The following is a 20,600-nucleotide window of genomic DNA, read 5'->3' on the forward strand; positions in this document are numbered from 1 at the left end:
ATATTATGACCGAGTCAACTACACCTAAATTTGCCATCCCTGAATTACCAATGCAGATTCAAACGATTCGTCAATATTTGCCGCATCGTTATCCTTTCTTATTGGTTGATCGTGTGACTGAAGTTACTGACAATAGTATTGTTGGTTATAAAAATGTTTCTATCAATGAAGAGTTCCTACAAGGACATTTTCCAGAATATCCAATTATGCCGGGTGTTCTAATTGTAGAAGCATTAGCTCAAGTTTCGGGCGTTCTAGGTTTTATTATGAACAATGAGACGCCAAAACCAGGTTCTTTATTCCTCTTTGCTGGTGCAGAAAAGGTAAGATTTAAAAAACAAGTAGTTGCTGGCGACCAACTTGTATTAAAATCTGAATTAGTAATGCAAAAACGCGGTATCTACAAATATAACTGTACGGCTACCGTTGACGGTATTGTAGCAACAACCGCTGAAATTATGATTTCACACCAAAAAACAGAGCAGGCATGAGCAATCACGATTTAATTCATTCTACGGCCATTATTGATCCATCTGCAGTGATTGCCCCGGATGTCCAGATAGGACCTTATTGTATTATTGGTCCAAATGTGACGATTGGCGCTGGTACTAAATTACATTCACATGTTGTAGTTGGTGGTTTTACCAAAATTGGTCAAAATAATGAGATTTTCCAGTTTGCAAGTGTTGGTGAAGTTTGCCAAGACTTGAAATATCAAGGTGAAGAAACTTGGTTAGAGATTGGAGATCATAATTTAATTCGTGAGCATTGCAGTTTACATAGAGGAACTGTACAAGATAATGCTTTAACTAAAATAGGTAGTCATAACTTATTGATGGTTAATACACATATTGCACATGACTGTATTGTTGGTGATCATAATATTTTCGCAAATAATGTTGGTGTTGCTGGACACGTCCATATTGGTGATCATGTCATTATTGGTGGTAATTCGGGAATTCATCAATTCTGTAAAATCGATTCTTACAGTATGGTTGGTGGAGCATCTTTAATTTTAAAAGATGTGCCAGCTTATGTTATGGCATCTGGTAATCCAGCACATGCGTTTGGTATTAATATAGAAGGTATGCGCCGAAAGGGTTGGTCTAAGGATACAATTCAAGGTCTTAGAGAAGCTTATAAATTGATTTTTAAATCAGGCCTGACTTCTGTTCAAGCTGTTGAGCAGATTAAAAATGATATTCTTCCGAATGTTCCAGAAGCTCAATTATTAATTGACTCTGTTGAGCAATCAGAACGTGGTATTGTGCGTTAAGCCGAGATATTCAAAAAAAGACACCGCAATCTGCGGTGTCTTTTTTTCTTAAAAACTTTTATTTGTTAAAAAATTTGGCTTCTTCAGATTTTGGATACTGACTTAAAATTTTAGCTTTATATTGGTTTGCTGATACAGTGTTTTTATCAACATCTTTGGCAATACTGTAGAGTTGATAAAGCGCGCGAGGAGCTTTACTAGAATTTGGGTATTGCGTAGCGACTACATTATAGTTCTTTTTAGCTTCATTATAATTTACCGGATCAGTTGCTAAATTAAACTCGGCTAACCAAAAATAGGCATTGCCTGTATAAACGCTATTAGGATGATTTTTGATAAAGTTTTGCATTGGAGCAATCGCTTTTTTCGCTCCACCTTGTTTGTAGGCATCTAAAGCGACAGTATAAGCTGCTTTTTCAAGTTCTACAGGGTTCGATTGATTTTGCGTAGCAGGCGATGAAGCTGGTTGTGTTACTTGCGTTTGTGAGGGGGAAGTAACTTGACTTGCAGCAGTTGTAGTAGTACTAGCTGCTTTATTGTCGGTAGGAGGAGCTACTGAGCTGCCGGTAGCTGTAGCATCACTATTTGCTGTATTGTCTGGTGCTGCACTTTCTGGATCTACTTTTTGATTTAGTAATTCCAAACGCTGGTCTAAATCAGTATAGCGATTAGATAAATCTTTTTTCAGTTGTTCAATATCATTTGATTGTTCTTCTAACTGTCCGCGTAAGGTGCGTATATCATTTTCTAATTGTTGGTTTTTTTGCATCAATTCCCAATTTAAATTACTAGGGACTGAAGCGTTATTCGATGAAGTGTTGGTTGAACTACCACCACTTTGACTTAAACCGCGCGATTCAATTGGAATATTGGCATAGAGAGAAGTAGTGCTCATTAAGGCAATAAATAATAAAGAATGCTTCATCAATCGCATGAGTATAGGTCCATAATTTTATGTAAAAGCTAACTTGAGAAGGGAATATGTAAACTATTCACATTAGCTATCTAAGGTTTTAATTGATCATTGCAATTAAAACAGCTAACAATATAAATGCAAGAATAGTTTACAATCTTCAAGCATATTTTATTCAAAATAAGTATCAAGAAAGAATATAAGATAAGAGATTCTAGGAATTTATATGTTTTTGACGATGAATTAATCAATTGAAACATAAACTTGCTTAAAATTGAGAAGAAGGCTTGCAACTCTTTTAAAAATCTCTATACTCTGTTTTGCAATGGTAGCCCCGCTGGTGGCTTCGCAATTGTACTCTGTGAACCCCGCCAGGACCGGAAGGTAGCAACGGTAGCAGATCTATGATGTGCCGAAGTTTTGCTAGTGGGGTTGCCACCATCTTCTAATCCGATCTCCGTTGGATTGCCTTCATAATTACATCTAAATCAAATCCTCTATATTGTAGAAACCTCATCTGTTTTGCTTTAAGTTTAGGATCTTTTTCTACTTCTTCACCAAACTTTTTCACTTTAAGTTGATAAGCCTGTTCCACCCAATCAATATTATGAATTTCATCTGCAATTAAATCATTTTCGATTTGTTTAGTTTTTAAAGCTTGTTTAATGCGTTTTGGCCCTTTACCTTTACGAATTTGGCTAGCTAATGTTAGTTCTGCAACGCGTTGGTCACTTTGATAATTTTGCTCAGATAACTCTTCAACAAGTTGCTTAACCTCTTCAGGGTTTTGTGCGTAACGATTCAATTTCTCGATCAGTTCTGCTTTCGAATAATCTCGACGAGTCAATAATGCAAAAGCATATGAGCGCAAACGTTGCCCTGTAAGCAAAGCGCGTTGTTGGGGCTGTTCTTCTGTTCTTTTGAACATATTTAATATTTCCTTGTAAAAAACGCCCCGAAGGGCGTTTTAAGACTTATAAGCGGTAATTAAGACTCTAATAAAAGATCTTCTTCTTCATCTTCCACTTGTACAGCACCATTAGTACCCGTAGTTAGCAGTTGTTCACGGATAATCTTTTCAATTTCTCCAGCCATTTGAGGGTTCTCTTCAAAGTGGCGGATAACATTGTTTTTACCTTGGCCAATTTTATTGCCTTGATATGAATACCAAGCGCCTGCTTTTTGCACGATATCTTGTTGTACAGCTAAATCTACAAGTTCGCCAAGCTGGTTTGTACCTTTACCATATAGGATTTGGAAAATAGCTTCTTTGAAAGGAGGAGCCATTTTATTTTTAACAACTTTAACTCGAGTTTCAGAGCCGATGATTTCATCACCTTCTTTGACTTGACCAATACGGCGGATATCTAAACGTACAGAAGCATAGAACTTCAATGCGTTACCACCAGTCGTAGTCTCAGGGCTACCAAACATTACACCAATTTTCATACGGATCTGGTTAATGAAAATAACCATACAGTTCGAGCGTTTAGCGTTACCCGTAATTTTACGTAATGCCTGACTCATTAAGCGAGCTTGTAAGCCCATGTGAGAGTCACCCATTTCGCCTTCAATTTCTGCTTTAGGAGTAAGAGCAGCCACTGAGTCGACAACGATTAAATCAATTGCACCAGAGCGAACTAGCATGTCTGCAATCTCAAGTGCTTGTTCACCGTTATCAGGTTGCGATACAAGTAGATTATCAATGTCCACACCCAGCTTACGTGCATATTGTGGATCTAATGCGTGTTCTGCATCGATAAATGCACAAGTACCACCAGCTTTTTGACATTGTGCAATCGCTTGGAGAGTCATTGTGGTTTTACCAGAAGATTCTGGACCATAAATCTCAACGATACGACCTTTCGGTAAACCGCCAATCCCCAATGCAATATCTAAAGTCAAAGAACCTGTAGATACAGCTTCAACTGCTTGAACAGTGTTATCACCGAGACGCATCACCGTATTTTTGCCAAATTGCTTCTCAATTTGACTTAGCGCGGCTTGTAATGCTTTGCTTTTATTCTCATCCATCTCAAAAACCTCAATACTCTAAGTTCATCACGTTTAACCCAAGTGGATGCATTGAATCTCAACTTGTTTCACAGGGCTAATAGTGACAGATTTTTTCTATAGCTTCTATGTGTTGTCTGTGTGTGTGCGACACAACTCGACGTTTTTATTCATCACCATACGACCAGTGTTGATCATTGTCCTGTTTAAACCGATTAATCTGTCTACGATCCTTTTTACTCGGTCTATGATCAGGTCGAGCAAGATTATGCAATTTTCGTTGGGATGCAATCAACTCCCGTCTAGCAATACTTACTTCTGTTTCTTCATAAAGTTGCTGGGCAACTGGTGCTGGACCACGTGTGTTCGAAAGCGCTTTTACGACAACGGTTTTTTTATCAAAACCTTGTTGAATAATAAGTTCCATTCCAACACGAATTTCTTTGGAAACTTTTACACGCTCATTATTGTGATGTACTTTACCTCCTTCGATTGCTGCTTTAGCAATTGAACGAGTTTTAAAAAAACGAGCAGCCCATAGCCATTTATCGATACGCATGGTCTCTACAGCATCGTTTTCAAGCGATTTTGACATCATTATCCTTTCTATCAATTTGATTCAATATAGACAGCAATTCTGTAAGTCGATCTAGTGCTTTATATTCTAAATCTTCATGCTTTCTTACATCCTTTAGACTTGAGGGCTGTAAGATAGTAAACAAGTGTTTGATACCAAATTTTTCAGCTGTTTTTAGTACAGGAGCTGTATCATCAATAAAAATGGTTGCTTCTGGGGCGAAAGGGTGTAATTTTTCGAGCTCTTGCCAAAAATGAATATCTTCTTTTGCATAACCAATTTGTTCACTCGATACGATTACGTCAAAGAAGTGTTCAATTGCAACATTATCGAGCTTTAACCGTAAGCTTGCACGATCGGCATTTGTAACTAACCAACAACTATATCCTTGCTTTTTCAGTTCCTGCAGAAGCTCAATACAACCAAACCGAGTTTGAATTTTTGTCTGAAATTCTTGCTGTAATTTGAGTACATCTACACCTACAGTTTTGGTCCAATAAGTTGATGAATACCAAACAAGCGTATGTTTATGTGATTGATAAAACTGATATAGTGTTTTTTGGCTTTGGTCGAGTGGAAGTTGATGTATCTCTGCATGTCGCTTGGGAAGACATTCATTCCAGATGAAATCATCAAAAGCGAGATCTAATAGCGTACCATCCATGTCAAACATTACGATTTTAGACATATCTAAATATCTCCAAAATCATTTAAAGCAAAATTTTTAAGACACATCTCCCATATATCCTTTTTAAAATCATTAATTAAAGAAACTTCGAGATATAAAATTAATTTAAAACTCCACCCATTAATTCTTTCAAAAGGTGTTTTGATTAATGTGATGGGTAGGGAGGATAAATGATTTGAAAATTATAGCGTGTAATTTTGAAAAACAAAAAACAATAATAAATGCTTTTTAATAGAAAACTTTTCCTGTATTTAAAGTAAAAATAGGGAGTCAAAGTTTTGCAATTAAGAAATCTTAAAAGCCATCTATATTTATGGTTAATTTTGCTTACATAGGATACGTATTGACATACATTTTATAAATTGAAGGATACTTGTTTAAAGTTATATTTAAAATTAACCCTAATAAGAATTTAGAGAAAGCAATGAAAATTGGATTTATTGGCGGAGCCAATGACGGTATTGTAATCAATGCTGCTGATGGCCTTGATACTTATAAGCTTGAATGGCATTACAAAGCAGAAAAGCACTGTGAATCACAGCCAACATTAGGTCTTAATGGGCCTGAGTATGATTACTACAACCTCTTAATACTAAGAAAAAATAAAGAGGCTAAACTCTTTTATGTACTCACTACCATGGGAAAAGATGATATCGCAAGTAAAATCCATGAGTATTGGGAGTGCTCTACATCTGTTGGCTATGATTTCGATGATTAAGAAAATTTTTATTAATAATTTAAAATTTTGACTTTAATCAAAAATTAAATGAAGAGCTCGTAATTTCATATAACACATGTGCTTTTAGGTGGTGATGGAGAGGAACCTTGGGATGATCAAAGTTTTTAACTTTGTGCATCCCAAGTCTTTCCATGACAGCTTGAGAGGGTGTATTTATGTTAGTAGTAAATGAAACGATCTTATCTAAATTCAGTACATTAAAACCATAGTCTAAAGCTGCTTTTGCTCCTTCAGTTGCATAACCTTGTTTCCAGAATTCTTTTGCAAGTCGCCACCCAATTTCCACACATGGAGAAAAATCAAATTGTTCAGGTTGGCTATGTAAACCAATAAACCCGATAAATTGATGGGTTTCTTTTAATTCTACTGCCCAGAAGCCCCAACCATTTTCATTAATGAGAGATGAAATTTTTTGGATTAAATTAAGGCTTTCTTGGGGTGTTAATAGAGTTGGGAAAAATTGCATAACATCTTGATCCAAGCCCATTGTTATAAAAGGCTCAACATCACTTTCTTTCCACTGTCTTAAAATTAAACGCTGAGTTTCGATCATGAGATGGCTCTATAATTAAAAATGATGGGTCAAAGTGGCTTTTGCACAATCTTCTGTAAAATGATCTTGGAATTGATGCTCACTACACCTTTTATTTTATTTAAGGTATTAATGACGAAATGAGAAAAAGAACTCAAATCTTTGGTCGCAACGTGTAAAACATAATTAGATTCGCCAGTAATAATATATGCATTAATGACTTCATCAAAATTTTTGATCTGACTTAAAAAGAAGTTGTGATCATTTTCTGTGAGTTGGGCAAGCTTTATTTCGACAATTGCCTCAATTTTTATACCTAGTTTTTCATAATTAACTTTCGCTTGATATTTTTCAATTACACCATTGCTTTCTAAAATTTTCACTCGCCGATGACAAGCTGAAGCCGAAAGGTTAACGAGATCGGCCAGTTCTTGGTTACTTAACCGAGCATTATCTTGTAAATGTTTTAAAATTTTAAGATCAATTGCATCTACATTCATTTTCGAATTTCATCCATGTTTTTTAATTTTAATTTGAATTTTATACGAAAATAGCAAATTTTAATCAAATATTATCGAATAAATCGAAAGAATTGGCGTGATAAAATTCAAATACAAAGGAAATGTTGAAAATAGGTGAAATAACAAATGATTACTCACGAACAATGCCTCTATTGGGATCAGGAAGATGAACTCAAAAAGTTTAAAGACGAATTTGCACTACCAGAAAATGTCATTTATTTAGATGGTAATTCTTTGGGTGCAAGACCAAAAAAAACATTAGAGGTTGCTCAGCATATTATTGCAAAAGAGTGGGGTGAGGACCTTATTAATAGTTGGAATAAAGCAGATTGGTGGGGACTACCGACTAGACTCGGAGATAAAGTCGCGCAGCTTATCGGTGCTGAAAAAGGTGAAGTGGTTATTTCAGACTCAACGACCCTAAATTTATTCAAAGTTTTATCAGCAGCGGTAAAAATTCAAGCTGAAAAATTTCCGGAACGTAAAATTATTGTTGCAGAAAAAGATGCCTTTCCAACCGATATTTATATTATTGAAGGCTTTATCGATTTGATTCATCAGGGTTATCAAGTTGAATTGATTGATGGCGCAGATGATTTATCTCGTGTTTTAGCAAAAGATGTTGCGGTAGTTGTTCTTTCTCATGTGAATTATCGGACTGGATATTTCTATGATATGGAGTCTATTAATCAACAAATTCACGCTAAAGATGCTTTGATTATTTGGGATTTATGTCACTCGGTTGGTGCAGTGCCTATGGATCTTAATCAGAGCAATAGTGATTTTGCGATTGGTTGTACTTACAAATACTTAAACGGCGGCCCAGGTTCTCCAGCGTTGTTATGGGTAAATCGAAAGCATCGTGATCAATTTTGGCAACCTCTCTCAGGCTGGTGGAGCCACAAGAAACCTTTTGATATGGCTCAGCACTATGAACCAGCTAACAGTATTCGCCGTTACTTGTGCGGAACTCAACCCATCATTTCTATGAGCCTAATTGAATGTGGTATCGATATTTTCTTACAAGCTGATATGCAACAAATACGCGAGAAATCACTCAAATTAACTGATTTGTTTATTCAACTTGTTCAACAAGAGTGTGCCCAGTTTGGTTTTGAGCTGATTACACCTTTAAATCATAAATATCGTGGCAGTCATGTCAGTTATAGGCATGAGTTCGGTTATGAAATTATTCAGGCGCTTATTGCGCGTGGGGTAATTGGGGATTATCGCGAGCCGGAAGTATTACGTTTTGGAATTACACCTTTATATCTAGGATTTGAAGATATTTGGAATGCCGTACAACAACTTAAGCAAATTATGCTGAATAGTGAATGGAAAAATGAACGTTATCTGGTGCGCAGTGAAGTGACCTGATCGTTAGAGATCAACATTAGAAAAATGGCTAGGAGGGCCTATGAGCAGTTTTGATGAAATACAAAATCGAGAAGCGGGTTTACATAAAAAATTATCCGCAAAACAGATGGGAATGATTGCAATTGGAGGAGCGATTGGTACAGGGCTGTTCATGGGAAGCAAGTTCGCAATTAGCTTTGCTGGCCCAGCCGTCATTGTGAGTTATGCCATTGGAGGCTTAATCGCATTTGCTATTATGGCTTGTTTGGCTGAGATGACGGTCCAGCACCCTACGTCAGGCTCATTTGGGGCATATGCTGAGCATTATGTAAGTCCGCTCGCTGGGTTTTTAGTCCGTTATTGTTATTGGGCGTGTATTGTATTAGCAGTCGGTACAGAAATTACAGCGGTGGCTGACTATATGAAATTATGGTTTCCACATGTAGGTTCTTGGGTCTGGATTGCGTTTTTTTCGCTAACCTTACTTGTGGTTAATGCATATAGTGTTAAAGCTTTTGGATTGGTTGAATATTGGTTTTCGACCATAAAAGTCTTTGCAATTATTGTATTTATTCTTTTAGCAATTGGTATTTTGACTCAAGGTCATGGAGGAACAGCTCAGGTTGTCTCTAATCTAACTGATCATGGGGGCTTTTCCCCTCATGGTTTTAGTGGAGTCTGGATTGGAGTAATCATTTCAATATTTAGTTATTTAAGTATTGAAATGATCGCTGTTGCAGCAGGTGAGGCTAAAGATCCAGAAAGAGCTGTTAAGAAAGCTTTTAAAAGTACGGCAATTCGCTTAATCCTATTTTATTTACTGTCTTTATTTCTTATTGTGGCACTTGTTCCATGGACAACTTTAATTGGAGCCGATGCGACCAGCCCTTTTGTGATGGTGATGAAAATTGTAGGGATTCCATATGCAGACAGTATTTTAAATTTTATTGTAATTGTCGCGGCCTTATCAGCCATGAATAGTATGTTGTATATCTCAACACGTATGCTATTTAGCTTGTCACGAGCAGGAGATGCGCCAAAACTATTTGGCCGTATTAGTCATAATGGCGTACCAATTAATGCGTTGTTATTGTCAGCTGTTGGTATTGGTATTGCGAGTATTGTTTATACGATTAACCCAGCTTCGGCTTTCCCGATCATGATTGCTTTATCTATGTTTGGTGCGTTGTTCACTTGGGGCAGTATTTTTGTTACCCATATGTTTTTTAGAAGGAATATGGCACGAAAAGGAGAACAGTTAAAATTTAAGGTTCCAGCGAGTCAGTTAATCTCCCTTTTAGGATTAATCGCAATTTTAAGTATTACGATCACAACGTGGTTTACCAATGAATTCAAGTCAACTTTACAATTTGGAGTTCCATTAGTTGTTGTGCTTACTGTTTTCTATTATTTAAAACGGTCATCAGCCAAGCTTGCTTTAAATGCTCATGAAGAATCGTTGAAGTGAGAGACCTATGAGACGCTATGACAATGCTAGAACTGTGGCCAATGAACATGAGATATTGGCAGAATTTCAAAGAAGCAGCTTGGTGGCCTATCAACAATGCACTCATATTGCAGATATCCAATATGGGACGCATCCAAGGTCAACCTTAGATTTTTTCCCATTAGAACAAGCCAAAAAGACTGTTATTTTTATTCATGGTGGATATTGGCAATGGTGTGATAAATCAGATTTTGCATTCATCGTACCGTATGTTCTAGCCAAGGGTGCACAGTGTATTCTTTTAGAATATGATCTGGCCCCACAAAGCAAAATTTCAGATATTGCTTCTCAAATTAATCAAGCTCTCGATTTTATTCGAGAGCAAGACTGGAAAACTAATGAGGTAGTTTTGGTTGGGCATTCGGCAGGGGCGCATCTGGCTGCTTTGTCATTAGGCCATCCACTCATATCTGAGATGGTTTTGTTAAGTGGAATTTATGATCTGGAGCCTATAAGAAGAACCCATTTAAATCATGCTCTCAATCTTTCAAGCGAAGATATCTTAAAATACAGCCCTATTCATCAGTCAAAACGAATTACTACTCCATGTTCAATTTTCTGTGGTGAACTCGAACTTGATGAGTTGAAATGGCAAAGCCAAAATTATTTTGAAATGAAGAAAAGGCAAGATCAGGATTTTGTTTCTTTCAAGCTTATTCCTAAAATTAACCATTATTCTATTTTAAATCATTACTTTAATAATATTTTAATTTAAGTGTTTGAAATAGAATGTAATTGAGTAAAGAAAAACAGATTAAACTTATTAGAAGATAAAATGTGAGATAAATCACAACTCAACCTAATTTTTATAAAAATTAAGTATCCTTATTGACCTGACTATAGAACTTAATTAGATTAAAAAGATAGTGCTTTCTCACTAAGCGGCAAAATGTTTAGCTGTTGTTTAGTTGAGTTTCAAGTCCGTAGCTTCCCAAGATGCGGACTTTTTTATTTGATTTTTAAAAACAATAAGATAAATCGAATTTTGTTCTTGGATATGACGGTAATATCTATTTAATGATTAATATGAGTTAATCACATAGCCCTCTGCCAAATAAGAAACAAACTAGTATTTGCTTTTCATTATTTAACTGGAATTATCATTTAATTAATAGATTATATAAAATATATTTTACCAAACTAACAAAGTGTGAGATTACACTCGGAACTTCATGAATTTGTCATATAGGTTAGATAAATTAAAAACAGAAAAATAAAAGAGAGAAGGCTATAGCACATAATTTAATAATATATAGCATCTGTAAATAAATGGTTTAGTCGGCTCTTATGAGTTGGCTTTTTTATTTTTAAAGGAGTGTTAATGAAAGTACAGTATTTTGAAGGAGGCATGTATAAACATATGTGTCCTGCTTGCGGATATCTTCATTATATTCCTGTACATTATCCTTTCTCTAACGGCAACCAATGGTTTTTTAATGGTAACTTGGAAAAACCGACATTTGATCCCATCATAAGTATAAATGAATATTGTAATTACTTTATTAAAGATGGCTTTATCGAATATAGCGTTAATTGTAGGCATCATTTAGCTGGTTGTAAGGTTGAGCTGCCAGAACTAAAATTAAAAAGCTATACAATATAATTGATATTAGTATTTATTAATTATAACCATTTAAAAAACAGTATATTCATTAATTATCACATATTTTTGCAATATATCTTTACATATTTGATACTGAACACCTATAGTTTAAAAAATTGTAAATCTCTTTTAGTTGAAGGCTATATTGTAATTTGCAAGAATTTTCATAACTCACTGTTTTATATTTTTATTTATGGATATCTGGAAATTTTTAAAAAGCTTTAATACAACTGGAACATATCTCATTATTTCTACATTTATATTATTTTTAATGATTATATATTTTTACATTATACATCCCACCTAAACTAAATTATAAATAAAGTAAGATAATTATTTATTCTAAAATGTTTGATGTATTGGTTTATTTGAATTGGTTCTCAATTTTAAATGAAAAAAGATAATAGCATTGTATAGGTCCAAGTTTTATGAAAACATGATGTGGTTATAATATATGGAGAATATAATAAAAATTCCTTTCTAAAGATGTTAATCCCTAAATATAAAGACTGTACTGATCATAACAATGATGTCTAAAGTAAAAAATATGGAGATTTTCTATGAAGTTTTGCCAAGTTTCGACTTTTCTTTTAGCAATAGCGCTGAGCCATTTAACCTATGCTGCACCAGCTACAACAAATTCTGTACTAAGCTCGTCTGAAGCAAAAGGAATTATTAAAAATCAATATATTATTATTCTTAATAAGGATGTGGGTTCTTCTAACGAGTTTGCACAAGGTATTGCTAAACAACATGGTGGGAAGGTATTACAGACCTATGATGCTGTACTTAAAGGATTTGCAATTTATTTACCCGATGTTGCCGGTCCTGCTTTTGTTGAAGCAATGAAAAAAAATCCGAAAGTCGTTTCTGTTGAAAATGACACAGTCATGAAAATTGATGCGACTACGCAAAGTAACCCAGATTGGGGACTAGATCGTATTGACCAAAGAAACTTACCTCTAGATTCAGCCTATTCGTACTTACAAACAGGTTCAGGCACAACCGCTTATATTGTTGATACAGGAATATTGTCTACACATCAACAGTTCTCTGGACGGGTATTAAGTGGCTATACCGCGATATCTGATGGAAATGGTACAAGTGACTGTCATGGTCATGGTACACATGTGGCAGGAACAGTTGGTGGTAGTACCTATGGGGTTGCTAAGAACGTAAGTTTAGTACCAATACGAATTTTAGGATGTGATGGATCTGGTGCTTCGAGTAATGTGATTGCGGGGCTAGATTGGATATTGAAAAATGGTAAAAAGCCAGCTGTAGTGAATATGTCTTTAGGTGGTGAAGCAAACACATCTTTAGATAGTGCAGTAGAAAACTTATTTAATAATGGTTATGTAATGGTTGTGGCTGCAGGAAACTCGAATACAGATGCATGTAGTTCTTCTCCTGCCAGAGTAAGTAAGGCAATTACTGTTGCTGCTACAGATAGTACAGATACTCGAGCGAGTTATTCGAATTATGGAAGTTGTGTTGATATTTTTGCGCCCGGAAGCCAGATAAACTCTTCTTGGATTGGGAGTAATACAGCAACCAAAGTTTTAAATGGAACTTCAATGGCTACTCCACATGTGGCTGGTGTGGTGGCTGAAATGTTGCAAAGTACGCCCACTGCAACACCTCAGACAATCTCGACCAATCTTTTAAATCAAGCAAGTAGTAATGTTGTAAAAAATCCTTCTGGTAGCCCAAATCGGTTGCTATATAAATCTCCTCAGTAAAAGCAGTTATTTAAATTAGAAAAGGTCCCGAAGGACCTTTTTTAGATTTTTGCATGAGTACCGTATTTATCAATCATGATTGAGCTGGCTTCATTTAGACCGCGAACCGTTACCTTAGCACCGTTCTTTTGAAATTTATTCACAACTGAATCTAACATGGCAACTGAAGTCACATCCCAAATATGTGAGTGGGTAAGATCAATAATGATTTCTTTAACATCTTCTTTAAAGTTAAAAATTTGCATAAATTTTTCAGATGAACTAAAAAATATTTGACCTCTTAATTCGTATAGACGAGCTTGATCTTCGAATGAAGTTTCAATACGAATATCGTTTTCTAGTTTATTTGCTAAGAAAAGTGCTGAAAGCAATACGCCAGTTAATACACCTAGCGCTAAGTTATGGGTAGCAACTACTACAATAACGGTTGCGATCATAACGGCATTACTACTTTTAGGATTATTTTTAAATTGAGTCAGAGAGCTCCACTCAAAAGTACTAATCGACACCATAATCATGACAGCAACCAGAGCAGCCATAGGGATTACTTTTAACCAATCACTTAAAAACACAACTAGAATAAGTAAGAATATTCCCGCGCAGAAAGTAGATAAACGTGTACGGCCACCAGATTTTACATTAATCATTGATTGACCAATCATGGCACAACCCGCCATACCTCCCATAAAACCTGAAGCGATATTTGCAATGCCTTGACCTTTACATTCTTGAAACTTATCACTAGATGTATCTGTCATTTCATCAACGATTGTTGCCGTCATCATTGATTCAAGTAAGCCAACCGCGGCAAGGGCTAAAGAATATGGAAGAATAATAAGGAGGGTTTCTAAATTTAAAGGAATATTCGGAATTAGAAATATAGGTAACGTATCCGGTAATGATCCCATATCACCAACCGTTCGAACGTCAAATCCTAAAAAAATAGCGAGTAATGTGACTACTACAATACAAATAAGGGGCGAGGGAAAGAACTTTCCAATTTTTGGAATATAGGGGAAAAGGTAAATAATTCCTAAACCAATTGCTACTAGTAAGTAAACATGCCATGTCACATTTACCAATTCTGGTAATTGAGCCATAAAGATGAGTATGGCGAGGGCATTAACGAATCCAATAACCACCGATTTAGAAACAAAACGCATGAGTTTAGCGAGTTTGAAATATCCTGCCAAAATCTGTATAACGCCAGTTAATACTGTTGCTGCAAATAAGTATTGAAGACCATGATCCTTTACAAGCGTTGTCATAACCAAAGCCATTGCGCCTGTAGCCGCCGAAATCATAGCCGGACGACCGCCTACGAAAGAAATAATAACGGCAATACTAAAGGATGCATATAAACCGACTTTGGGGTCTACACCCGCAATAATTGAAAATGCAATTGCTTCTGGAATTAAAGCAAGACCCACAACAAGACCGGAAAGAATATCTGCGCGGACATTAGAGAACCATTGTTCTCGGACATTGGATAACATGAGAAATAGCCTAAGTTCTAAATTTTGAAAAGGCTAGTGATGTGATATACCAACACAAGCGACTACACCACATCACTAAACAGTGATGAGTTATTTACAATAGATAAGGGTAAATAAACTTAAGGTGGCGTAAGTGTCATAGGTATAGAGAGTTTGAGGCATTTAAAAGTGCCCGAAGAATAGCATAAGTTTTTAAGGCTGACTAATCTAAGTCGACTAAACCGATTTAATCATAATTTTTCATTTCAGCTTTTGGCATTGAGGCAAATTCATTCGCAGGCATATCTAAGAAAAAATCTTTGGCTTCAGAATGAGTGCAGTTGAGCCAATCATTTCTAAGATCGTCTGGTATTACAATAACTGAGCGTTTTTCATCATCCGGTTTATGAAATTGTTTCATAAAAGGGTGATGATCAGCATTAATTGTTAATAGCGACATTGACCTAACTTTCTGTTCATCTATAAGTGTTTCTTCATAGATTGCAGCAAGGGTAAAAGGTTGCCCATCTTGACGGAAAATACCATACCAATGTGCTTTCCCATTGATATATTTAGGTTCATAAATAGCTTCAACAGGAATAAGCGCAAACTGGTCATTTAACCAAGCATGTTTAAAAGAGCGCTTTTGTTCTACTGTCTCTGTTCTGGCATTATAAGTTGCATATTTGAATGCGATTTCTTTGGCATAAGGAGGAAGCATTCCAAATTTAGCTTTTCTCCACTCAAGCTCATTTTCATTCGATAAAATGAGTGGACAATTATCACTTGGGAAAATATCCATCTTATATTCAAAAGTGGGTTCAAATAACTCTAATTGATTGGCATGTATTTTCTTAATAGGTTTAAAGTTTGCACACATAAGACACCTTCGTTGTAAAAATAGCTCTCAATTACAGCTTCTAACTTTTAGTCTTTAGTGATGTATATTTTTATAATTAGAATTGTCTCTTTGAGTATTAATTTTTAACTATCAATTACTTCGTTAATAAATATTTATTTAACTCATGGCCATTTCAAAAAAGTTTCAGATATAAAATTAATAGAATAGATAAATCGTATAGTTAAGTTGCTCATCTTAAAGAGAGTTTATTCAGTTTTAATAGCTACTTTTATGCAACAGAGCCTTTCAGAAATTTAGATTTTAATAGATTCGTTATTCATCATAATACAAATCATATAGAGAACTCGTACAAACCAGTTGCTAAAGGTTTAAAAATTCTCGGAAAATTTTGACAATTTATAAGGTGGACACATGAATAAACATTTATTGGCTAAAATTGCTTTATTAGGCGCTGCTCAGCTAGTTACACTCTCAGCATTTGCTGATGTTCCTCTAACTCCATCTCAATTTGCTAAAGCGAAATCAGAGAACTTTGACAAGAAAGTTATTCTATCTAATTTAAATAAGCCACATGCTTTGTTGTGGGGACCTGATAATCAAATTTGGTTAACAGAGCGCGCAACAGGTAAGATTTTAAGAGTGAATCCAGAGTCGGGTAGTGTAAAAACAGTTTTTCAGGTGCCTGAGATTGTAAATGATGCTGATGGACAAAATGGTTTGTTAGGCTTTGCCTTCCATCCTGACTTTAAAAATAATCCTTATATCTACATTTCAGGTACATTTAAAAATTCGAAATCTACAGATAAAGAATTGCCTAATCAAACTATTATTCGTCGTTATACCTATAATAAATCAACAGATACGCTCGAGAAGCCAGTAGATTTATTGGCAGGATTACCATCATCGAAAGACCATCAGTCTGGTCGTCTTGTCATTGGTCCAGATCAAAAGATTTATTATACGATTGGTGACCAAGGGCGTAACCAGCTTGCTTATTTGTTCTTGCCAAATCAAGCACAACATACGCCAACTCAACAAGAACTGAATGGCAAAGACTATCACACCTATATGGGTAAAGTACTACGCTTAAATCTTGATGGAAGTATTCCAAAGGATAATCCAAGTTTTAACGGGGTGGTTAGCCATATTTATACACTTGGACATCGTAATCCGCAGGGCTTAGCATTCACTCCAAATGGTAAATTGTTGCAGTCTGAACAAGGCCCAAACTCTGACGATGAAATTAACCTCATTGTCAAAGGTGGCAATTATGGTTGGCCGAATGTAGCAGGTTATAAAGATGATAGTGGCTATGCTTATGCAAACTATTCAGCAGCAGCCAATAAGTCAATTAAGGATTTAGCTCAGAATGGAGTAAAAGTAGCCGCAGGGGTTCCTGTGACGAAAGAATCTGAATGGACTGGTAAAAACTTTGTCCCACCATTAAAAACTTTATATACCGTTCAAGATACCTACAACTATAACGATCCAACTTGTGGAGAGATGTCCTACATTTGCTGGCCAACAGTTGCGCCGTCATCTGCCTATGTCTATAAGGGCGGTAAAAAAGCAATTACTGGTTGGGAAAATACATTATTGGTTCCATCTTTAAAACGCGGTGTTATTTTCCGTATTAAGTTAGATCCAACTTATAGCACTACTTATGATGACGCTGTGCCAATGTTTAAAAGCAACAACCGTTATCGTGATGTGATTGCAAGTCCAGATGGGAACGTTTTATATGTATTAACTGACACTGCCGGAAATGTTCAAAAAGATGATGGCTCAGTAACAAATACATTAGAAAATCCAGGATCTCTCATTAAGTTTACATATAAGGCTAAGTAATACAGGCCATTAAAAAACCGATCTATTAAAGATCGGTTTTTTAGCTTTAGAAAACTATTCAGTTACGACTAATACCGGTAAATGAATTTCTCCTAAAAGGGCTTGAGTCACACTTCCTAAGAAGAACTTTTTAAACCCTTTTCGCCCATGTGAGCCAATCACTAATAAATCTGCTTTTAGCTCATTAGCTGCTTTAATAATTTCTGTGTGGATTGTTTGACCCTCAACAATTTTTGTTTCAACAGAAATTCCATGTTGGCTAAATTGTTCTTTAGCTTGGTCTAAAATGCTCTGAATCGATGCTCTAGCTTTATTAAAATAATCCTGTGCTAATTCTGTACTATCAATGAATTCTACAGAAATGAAAGGATCTATAGTAAGCGCATATACTAGAGTCACTTTACTGCCAAAGGCTTTAGCAATTGCTGTTGCATGATTGACGGCAATAAGTGAAGTAGGAGAACCATCGACTGGAACCAAGATATGGTGATAACTCATATATTGCTCCTTATTGTCTTGTGACAATGTATGGTGCGGGAACACCGAAATTATTATCTTTATGCTTATATTATGAACAGTTTTTTAAAAATTATTGTTTATTTTTAGTATGAATAAAAACTAAAAGGTTTATTAAACATCTTATTTTCAAAGATTGTAATGACTTTCTAAGTAAGGCTGATTTTGTTTAAGTATGGAAATAACCTGAGTAGCATCTATAGCAGATTCAAACAAGAACCCTTGGCCTATGCTGTAACCAAATTGTCGAAGTAGTTCTTCTTGTTCAGGAGTTTCAATTCCTTCAGCGATAAGCCCGAGTGATAAATTTGGAGCGAGTAAACCAATTGCTTGGACAATCGCATAAATTGATGGGTCATGTTGCATCTTTTGGATAAAGCTGCAATCTACTTTTAAACTGTCAATCGGGTAATCGCGAATATGGGTTAGCGATGAAAAACCAGTCCCAAAGTCGTCAAGTGCAATACGTACCCCATGCTGTTTTAATTTATTAAGTGCACGAATCACATATTCCGAACCTCGGTCGCCTAGCATGTGCTCAGTGACTTCCACTTCAATATATTGCGTCGGTATTTGAAATTGATTAATCTTTTTCAAAAGTCTCTCAGCATAATTATCTCTTAAGAACTCAACTGGTGCAGCATTTAGTGAAACAGGGAGTGGGGTAATACCAAGATTTATCCATTTAGCGATGTCACGTAAAACTTGGTGTTGCATCGTTTCACCGATCTTACTCGCTAAATTATAATCTTTAAAAGCTTCTGCAATTTGTGCAGGGTAGCCTCTTTGAGCTGAGGTTGTATGCCATCTTAATAAAGCTTCAAACCCCACTACACGATGGGTTCTTAAATCTACTTTAGGTTGATAATAAGGTTGGATGGTATGATGGCGAATCAGCTGACGAGCTAAATTAAGCTGAGAAGCGACTGTTTCGGTCATTTGCATCATGCATGGATCATACATGCGAATACCACCACGACCACGCGCTTTTAGATCATGCAATGCCATATCGGCACAACTGAGCAAACCTGACTGGTCTACGGCATCTTGCGGGTAAATTGCGCAGCCAATGCTCATCCCACCATTTAAGACATTTCCTAAATAGGTAATCGGCTGATTTAACTGTTGAAGTAAAATGGTTGCTAACTCTCGGACATCATTTTCAGAATTAAGGTTATTAATAATAACCGCAAATTCGTCTCCGCCTAGTCGCGCGACAACGCACTTTTCATCATCTACACAATGACTAAAGCGTTTGGAGAGAACTTTTAATAGATGATCGCCTGCGCTATGCCCTAAAGTATCGTTAATATGTTTAAAGTGGTCGAGGTCAATTAAAAGTAACCCTACACTTGTTTGAGTGTCTTTTGAATATGAGAGAGTGCGCTTAAGTTGAAATTTAAATGAACGCCGATTATATAATCCTGTCAGTTCATCTCTCTCACTCATATTCCTAAGCTGGTTTTCTGCCAAATGTTGTTGAGTAACATTACGTGAGACACAAAGGATTTGTCCAATTTCACCATTTTCCCGATGAATCGGGGTAAGCATATTATCCCAATACTCAGGATCCTGATCTGGCAAACAGCTCATTCCTGCAAATCTAGCAACTTTACCTTGAAGAGCTTTTTTCAAAGCGACTCGACCGCGTTTACGAATGTGCGGTGGTAATAGTTCGAGCCATTTCATTCCAAATTCTGTTTCATCAACAGGTACACCTAAAGCGAGGCACCCTGATTTGTTCATGTGAGAAAGTGTGCCGTCTACATTTAAAACTTTAATGCAATCTACACTGATATCTAACATCTGATTTTGTATCTCAATGTTCTTTTGCAAGTTTTGTTGTTCTTGAATATCATGATCTATATCTAAAAAGCTAACATACCATTCGCTAGTTTGTGAGGAGCTGCGATACTTAGATGCTTGAATCGATAGTTTGCACCATCTATATTGATTTCCAGCTCGTAAAAGTCGACATTTTAATTCGATTCTTTTTTGCAGGCGAATTGCTTCGAGCCATCTGTTTTTGACTTCATCTAAATCGGTAGGATAAATAAAATCTAGCCATTGCGCTGGCAATGGAGAAAAAGTATCCAACCAATATTCTGTACACTCTATATTGCAATATAATATCAAGCCATTTTCATCACTCACCCAAGTTGGGAGTGGAATTTGCTCAACAATAAAATGCTTTTGGGTGTTGTTCGACATTGAAGTCATAACATGCCTAGAAAGATTGTGTTGATTAATCTATTTATTAGCCATTATTGTAATCTTTCTGTAGTAAGCAAAACAGCAAATAATAAATTTTATGTGTATTTTTTTTGAACTAAAATTGAGTTATTAAAACTAATATATACTAAAGATTTAATTTATGTTTTTGTTATTTATTAATTTTTATTTATCTTTCTTTAAAAAAATATTTATGCTTA

At 35.8% G+C, this 20,600-nt stretch carries 20 protein-coding genes and 1 other RNA gene; 10 read left to right on the top strand and 11 right to left on the bottom strand.

Annotated elements, in window-relative coordinates; translation table 11 throughout:
• Positions 1-5 precede the first annotated feature (5 nt).
• Together fabZ and lpxA are read left to right on the top strand one after the other, a co-directional pair.
• Positions 6-491, top strand: coding sequence for a 3-hydroxyacyl-ACP dehydratase FabZ (fabZ, locus tag AW165_RS14960; protein WP_002115603.1), 486 nt, complete (start codon positions 6-8; stop codon positions 489-491).
• A complete protein-coding gene (lpxA, locus tag AW165_RS14965; RefSeq protein ID WP_017385998.1) occupies positions 488-1,276 on the top strand; it encodes an acyl-ACP--UDP-N-acetylglucosamine O-acyltransferase in 789 nt (262 codons plus the stop codon). The genes fabZ and lpxA overlap by 4 nt, the downstream gene beginning before the upstream one ends.
• 58 nt (positions 1,277-1,334) lie before the next feature.
• On the opposite strand, the gene AW165_RS14970 is transcribed toward lpxA, so the two are convergent.
• Positions 1,335-2,210, bottom strand: a complete 876-nt coding sequence (locus AW165_RS14970) for a YbgF trimerization domain-containing protein (RefSeq protein ID WP_060466287.1) — start codon at positions 2,208-2,210, stop codon at positions 1,335-1,337.
• Between the two features lie 314 nt (positions 2,211-2,524).
• Here AW165_RS14970 and ffs point away from each other — a divergent pair.
• An RNA gene (ffs, locus tag AW165_RS14975) (signal recognition particle sRNA small type) lies at positions 2,525-2,621 on the top strand.
• Positions 2,622-2,634: 13 nt separating this feature from the next.
• On the opposite strand, the gene AW165_RS14980 is transcribed toward ffs, so the two are convergent.
• The 4 genes from AW165_RS14980 to AW165_RS14995 all read right to left on the bottom strand — a co-directional run bounded on the left by AW165_RS14980 (position 2,635) and on the right by AW165_RS14995 (position 5,467).
• Positions 2,635-3,117: a regulatory protein RecX gene (locus AW165_RS14980; protein ID WP_005068912.1), complete on the bottom strand. Its 483-nt coding sequence runs from the start codon at positions 3,115-3,117 to the stop codon at positions 2,635-2,637.
• A gap of 59 nt (positions 3,118-3,176) precedes the next feature.
• Entirely contained in the window at positions 3,177-4,223 is a 1,047-nt protein-coding gene (gene recA / locus AW165_RS14985) for a recombinase RecA (protein WP_002115680.1), read from the bottom strand.
• Positions 4,224-4,368: 145 nt separating this feature from the next.
• The gene (locus tag AW165_RS14990) at positions 4,369-4,797 is read right to left on the bottom strand and encodes an RNA-binding S4 domain-containing protein (RefSeq protein WP_005068915.1); all 429 of its coding nucleotides are present in this window, start codon (positions 4,795-4,797) and stop codon (positions 4,369-4,371) included.
• Entirely contained in the window at positions 4,781-5,467 is a 687-nt protein-coding gene (locus AW165_RS14995) for an HAD-IA family hydrolase (protein ID WP_060466288.1), read from the bottom strand. The genes AW165_RS14990 and AW165_RS14995 overlap by 17 nt, the downstream gene beginning before the upstream one ends.
• A 424-nt stretch (positions 5,468-5,891) precedes the next feature.
• Here AW165_RS14995 and AW165_RS15000 point away from each other — a divergent pair, with 424 nt between their 5' ends.
• The gene (locus tag AW165_RS15000; protein ID WP_025465974.1) at positions 5,892-6,185 is read left to right on the top strand and encodes a hypothetical protein; all 294 of its coding nucleotides are present in this window, start codon (positions 5,892-5,894) and stop codon (positions 6,183-6,185) included.
• A 37-nt stretch (positions 6,186-6,222) separates the two neighbouring features.
• Here the strand turns inward: AW165_RS15000 and AW165_RS15005 are convergent, their stop codons facing one another.
• The gene (locus AW165_RS15005) at positions 6,223-6,759 is read right to left on the bottom strand and encodes a GNAT family N-acetyltransferase (protein ID WP_060466289.1); all 537 of its coding nucleotides are present in this window, start codon (positions 6,757-6,759) and stop codon (positions 6,223-6,225) included.
• A 29-nt stretch (positions 6,760-6,788) separates the two neighbouring features.
• The gene (gene gigD, locus AW165_RS15010) at positions 6,789-7,238 is read right to left on the bottom strand and encodes an Lrp/AsnC family transcriptional regulator GigD (RefSeq protein ID WP_017386002.1); all 450 of its coding nucleotides are present in this window, start codon (positions 7,236-7,238) and stop codon (positions 6,789-6,791) included.
• A gap of 147 nt (positions 7,239-7,385) precedes the next feature.
• Between gigD and kynU the strand changes: the two genes are divergently transcribed.
• The 5 genes from kynU (at position 7,386) to AW165_RS15035 (ending at position 13,467) form a co-directional block, all read left to right on the top strand.
• On the top strand, positions 7,386-8,636 hold the full coding sequence (gene kynU / locus AW165_RS15015; protein WP_060466290.1) for a kynureninase: 1,251 nt from the start codon (positions 7,386-7,388) through the stop codon (positions 8,634-8,636).
• Between the two features lie 40 nt (positions 8,637-8,676).
• Positions 8,677-10,083: an amino acid permease gene (locus tag AW165_RS15020; protein ID WP_060466291.1), complete on the top strand. Its 1,407-nt coding sequence runs from the start codon at positions 8,677-8,679 to the stop codon at positions 10,081-10,083.
• A gap of 7 nt (positions 10,084-10,090) precedes the next feature.
• On the top strand, positions 10,091-10,837 hold the full coding sequence (locus AW165_RS15025) for an alpha/beta hydrolase (RefSeq protein ID WP_060466292.1): 747 nt from the start codon (positions 10,091-10,093) through the stop codon (positions 10,835-10,837).
• 606 nt (positions 10,838-11,443) lie between these two features.
• Positions 11,444-11,725 (top strand): DUF6527 family protein, encoded by a 282-nt coding sequence (locus AW165_RS15030; RefSeq protein WP_060466293.1) that lies wholly within the window; start codon positions 11,444-11,446, stop codon positions 11,723-11,725.
• Between the two features lie 560 nt (positions 11,726-12,285).
• Positions 12,286-13,467 carry a S8 family peptidase gene (locus AW165_RS15035; protein ID WP_060466294.1) on the top strand — a complete coding sequence of 394 codons (1,182 nt, stop codon included), beginning with the start codon at positions 12,286-12,288 and terminating at the stop codon, positions 13,465-13,467.
• Positions 13,468-13,508: 41 nt separating this feature from the next.
• Here AW165_RS15035 and AW165_RS15040 read toward each other — a convergent pair whose 3' ends face one another.
• Positions 13,509-14,963 (bottom strand): SulP family inorganic anion transporter, encoded by a 1,455-nt coding sequence (locus AW165_RS15040; RefSeq protein ID WP_060466295.1) that lies wholly within the window; start codon positions 14,961-14,963, stop codon positions 13,509-13,511.
• Positions 14,964-15,189: 226 nt separating this feature from the next.
• A complete protein-coding gene (locus AW165_RS15045; RefSeq protein ID WP_060466296.1) occupies positions 15,190-15,822 on the bottom strand; it encodes an SOS response-associated peptidase family protein in 633 nt (210 codons plus the stop codon).
• A gap of 393 nt (positions 15,823-16,215) precedes the next feature.
• On the opposite strand from AW165_RS15045, the gene AW165_RS15050 reads away from it, so the two are divergent.
• A complete protein-coding gene (locus AW165_RS15050; protein WP_060466297.1) occupies positions 16,216-17,652 on the top strand; it encodes a glucose/sorbosone family PQQ-dependent dehydrogenase in 1,437 nt (478 codons plus the stop codon).
• A 54-nt stretch (positions 17,653-17,706) separates the two neighbouring features.
• Here the strand turns inward: AW165_RS15050 and AW165_RS15055 are convergent, their stop codons facing one another.
• Together AW165_RS15055 and AW165_RS15060 are read right to left on the bottom strand one after the other, a co-directional pair.
• On the bottom strand, positions 17,707-18,150 hold the full coding sequence (locus AW165_RS15055) for a universal stress protein (protein ID WP_002120966.1): 444 nt from the start codon (positions 18,148-18,150) through the stop codon (positions 17,707-17,709).
• A gap of 147 nt (positions 18,151-18,297) precedes the next feature.
• Positions 18,298-20,388, bottom strand: a complete 2,091-nt coding sequence (locus AW165_RS15060; RefSeq protein ID WP_060466298.1) for a putative bifunctional diguanylate cyclase/phosphodiesterase — start codon at positions 20,386-20,388, stop codon at positions 18,298-18,300.
• Positions 20,389-20,600 lie beyond the last annotated feature (212 nt).

It is taken from the genome of Acinetobacter sp. LMB-5 (assembly GCF_001541635.1).
Lineage (GTDB): Bacteria > Pseudomonadota > Gammaproteobacteria > Pseudomonadales > Moraxellaceae > Acinetobacter > Acinetobacter pittii.

Coding starts and splice junctions, on each gene's coding strand:
- AW165_RS15035 (WP_060466294.1), top strand. CDS start 12,286: ATGAAGTTTTGCCAAGTTTCGACTTTTCTTTTAGCAATAGCGCTGAGC.
- AW165_RS14990 (WP_005068915.1), bottom strand. CDS start 4,797: ATGTCAAAATCGCTTGAAAACGATGCTGTAGAGACCATGCGTATCGAT.
- lpxA (WP_017385998.1), top strand. CDS start 488: ATGAGCAATCACGATTTAATTCATTCTACGGCCATTATTGATCCATCT.
- AW165_RS15045 (WP_060466296.1), bottom strand. CDS start 15,822: ATGTGTGCAAACTTTAAACCTATTAAGAAAATACATGCCAATCAATTA.
- AW165_RS15000 (WP_025465974.1), top strand. CDS start 5,892: ATGAAAATTGGATTTATTGGCGGAGCCAATGACGGTATTGTAATCAAT.
- gigD (WP_017386002.1), bottom strand. CDS start 7,238: ATGAATGTAGATGCAATTGATCTTAAAATTTTAAAACATTTACAAGAT.
- AW165_RS15050 (WP_060466297.1), top strand. CDS start 16,216: ATGAATAAACATTTATTGGCTAAAATTGCTTTATTAGGCGCTGCTCAG.
- recA (WP_002115680.1), bottom strand. CDS start 4,223: ATGGATGAGAATAAAAGCAAAGCATTACAAGCCGCGCTAAGTCAAATT.
- AW165_RS14980 (WP_005068912.1), bottom strand. CDS start 3,117: ATGTTCAAAAGAACAGAAGAACAGCCCCAACAACGCGCTTTGCTTACA.
- AW165_RS15040 (WP_060466295.1), bottom strand. CDS start 14,963: ATGTTATCCAATGTCCGAGAACAATGGTTCTCTAATGTCCGCGCAGAT.
- AW165_RS15030 (WP_060466293.1), top strand. CDS start 11,444: ATGAAAGTACAGTATTTTGAAGGAGGCATGTATAAACATATGTGTCCT.
- kynU (WP_060466290.1), top strand. CDS start 7,386: ATGATTACTCACGAACAATGCCTCTATTGGGATCAGGAAGATGAACTC.
- AW165_RS15020 (WP_060466291.1), top strand. CDS start 8,677: ATGAGCAGTTTTGATGAAATACAAAATCGAGAAGCGGGTTTACATAAA.
- AW165_RS15005 (WP_060466289.1), bottom strand. CDS start 6,759: ATGATCGAAACTCAGCGTTTAATTTTAAGACAGTGGAAAGAAAGTGAT.
- AW165_RS15060 (WP_060466298.1), bottom strand. CDS start 20,388: ATGACTTCAATGTCGAACAACACCCAAAAGCATTTTATTGTTGAGCAA.
- AW165_RS14970 (WP_060466287.1), bottom strand. CDS start 2,210: ATGCGATTGATGAAGCATTCTTTATTATTTATTGCCTTAATGAGCACT.
- AW165_RS15025 (WP_060466292.1), top strand. CDS start 10,091: ATGAGACGCTATGACAATGCTAGAACTGTGGCCAATGAACATGAGATA.
- AW165_RS15055 (WP_002120966.1), bottom strand. CDS start 18,150: ATGAGTTATCACCATATCTTGGTTCCAGTCGATGGTTCTCCTACTTCA.
- AW165_RS14995 (WP_060466288.1), bottom strand. CDS start 5,467: ATGTCTAAAATCGTAATGTTTGACATGGATGGTACGCTATTAGATCTC.
- fabZ (WP_002115603.1), top strand. CDS start 6: ATGACCGAGTCAACTACACCTAAATTTGCCATCCCTGAATTACCAATG.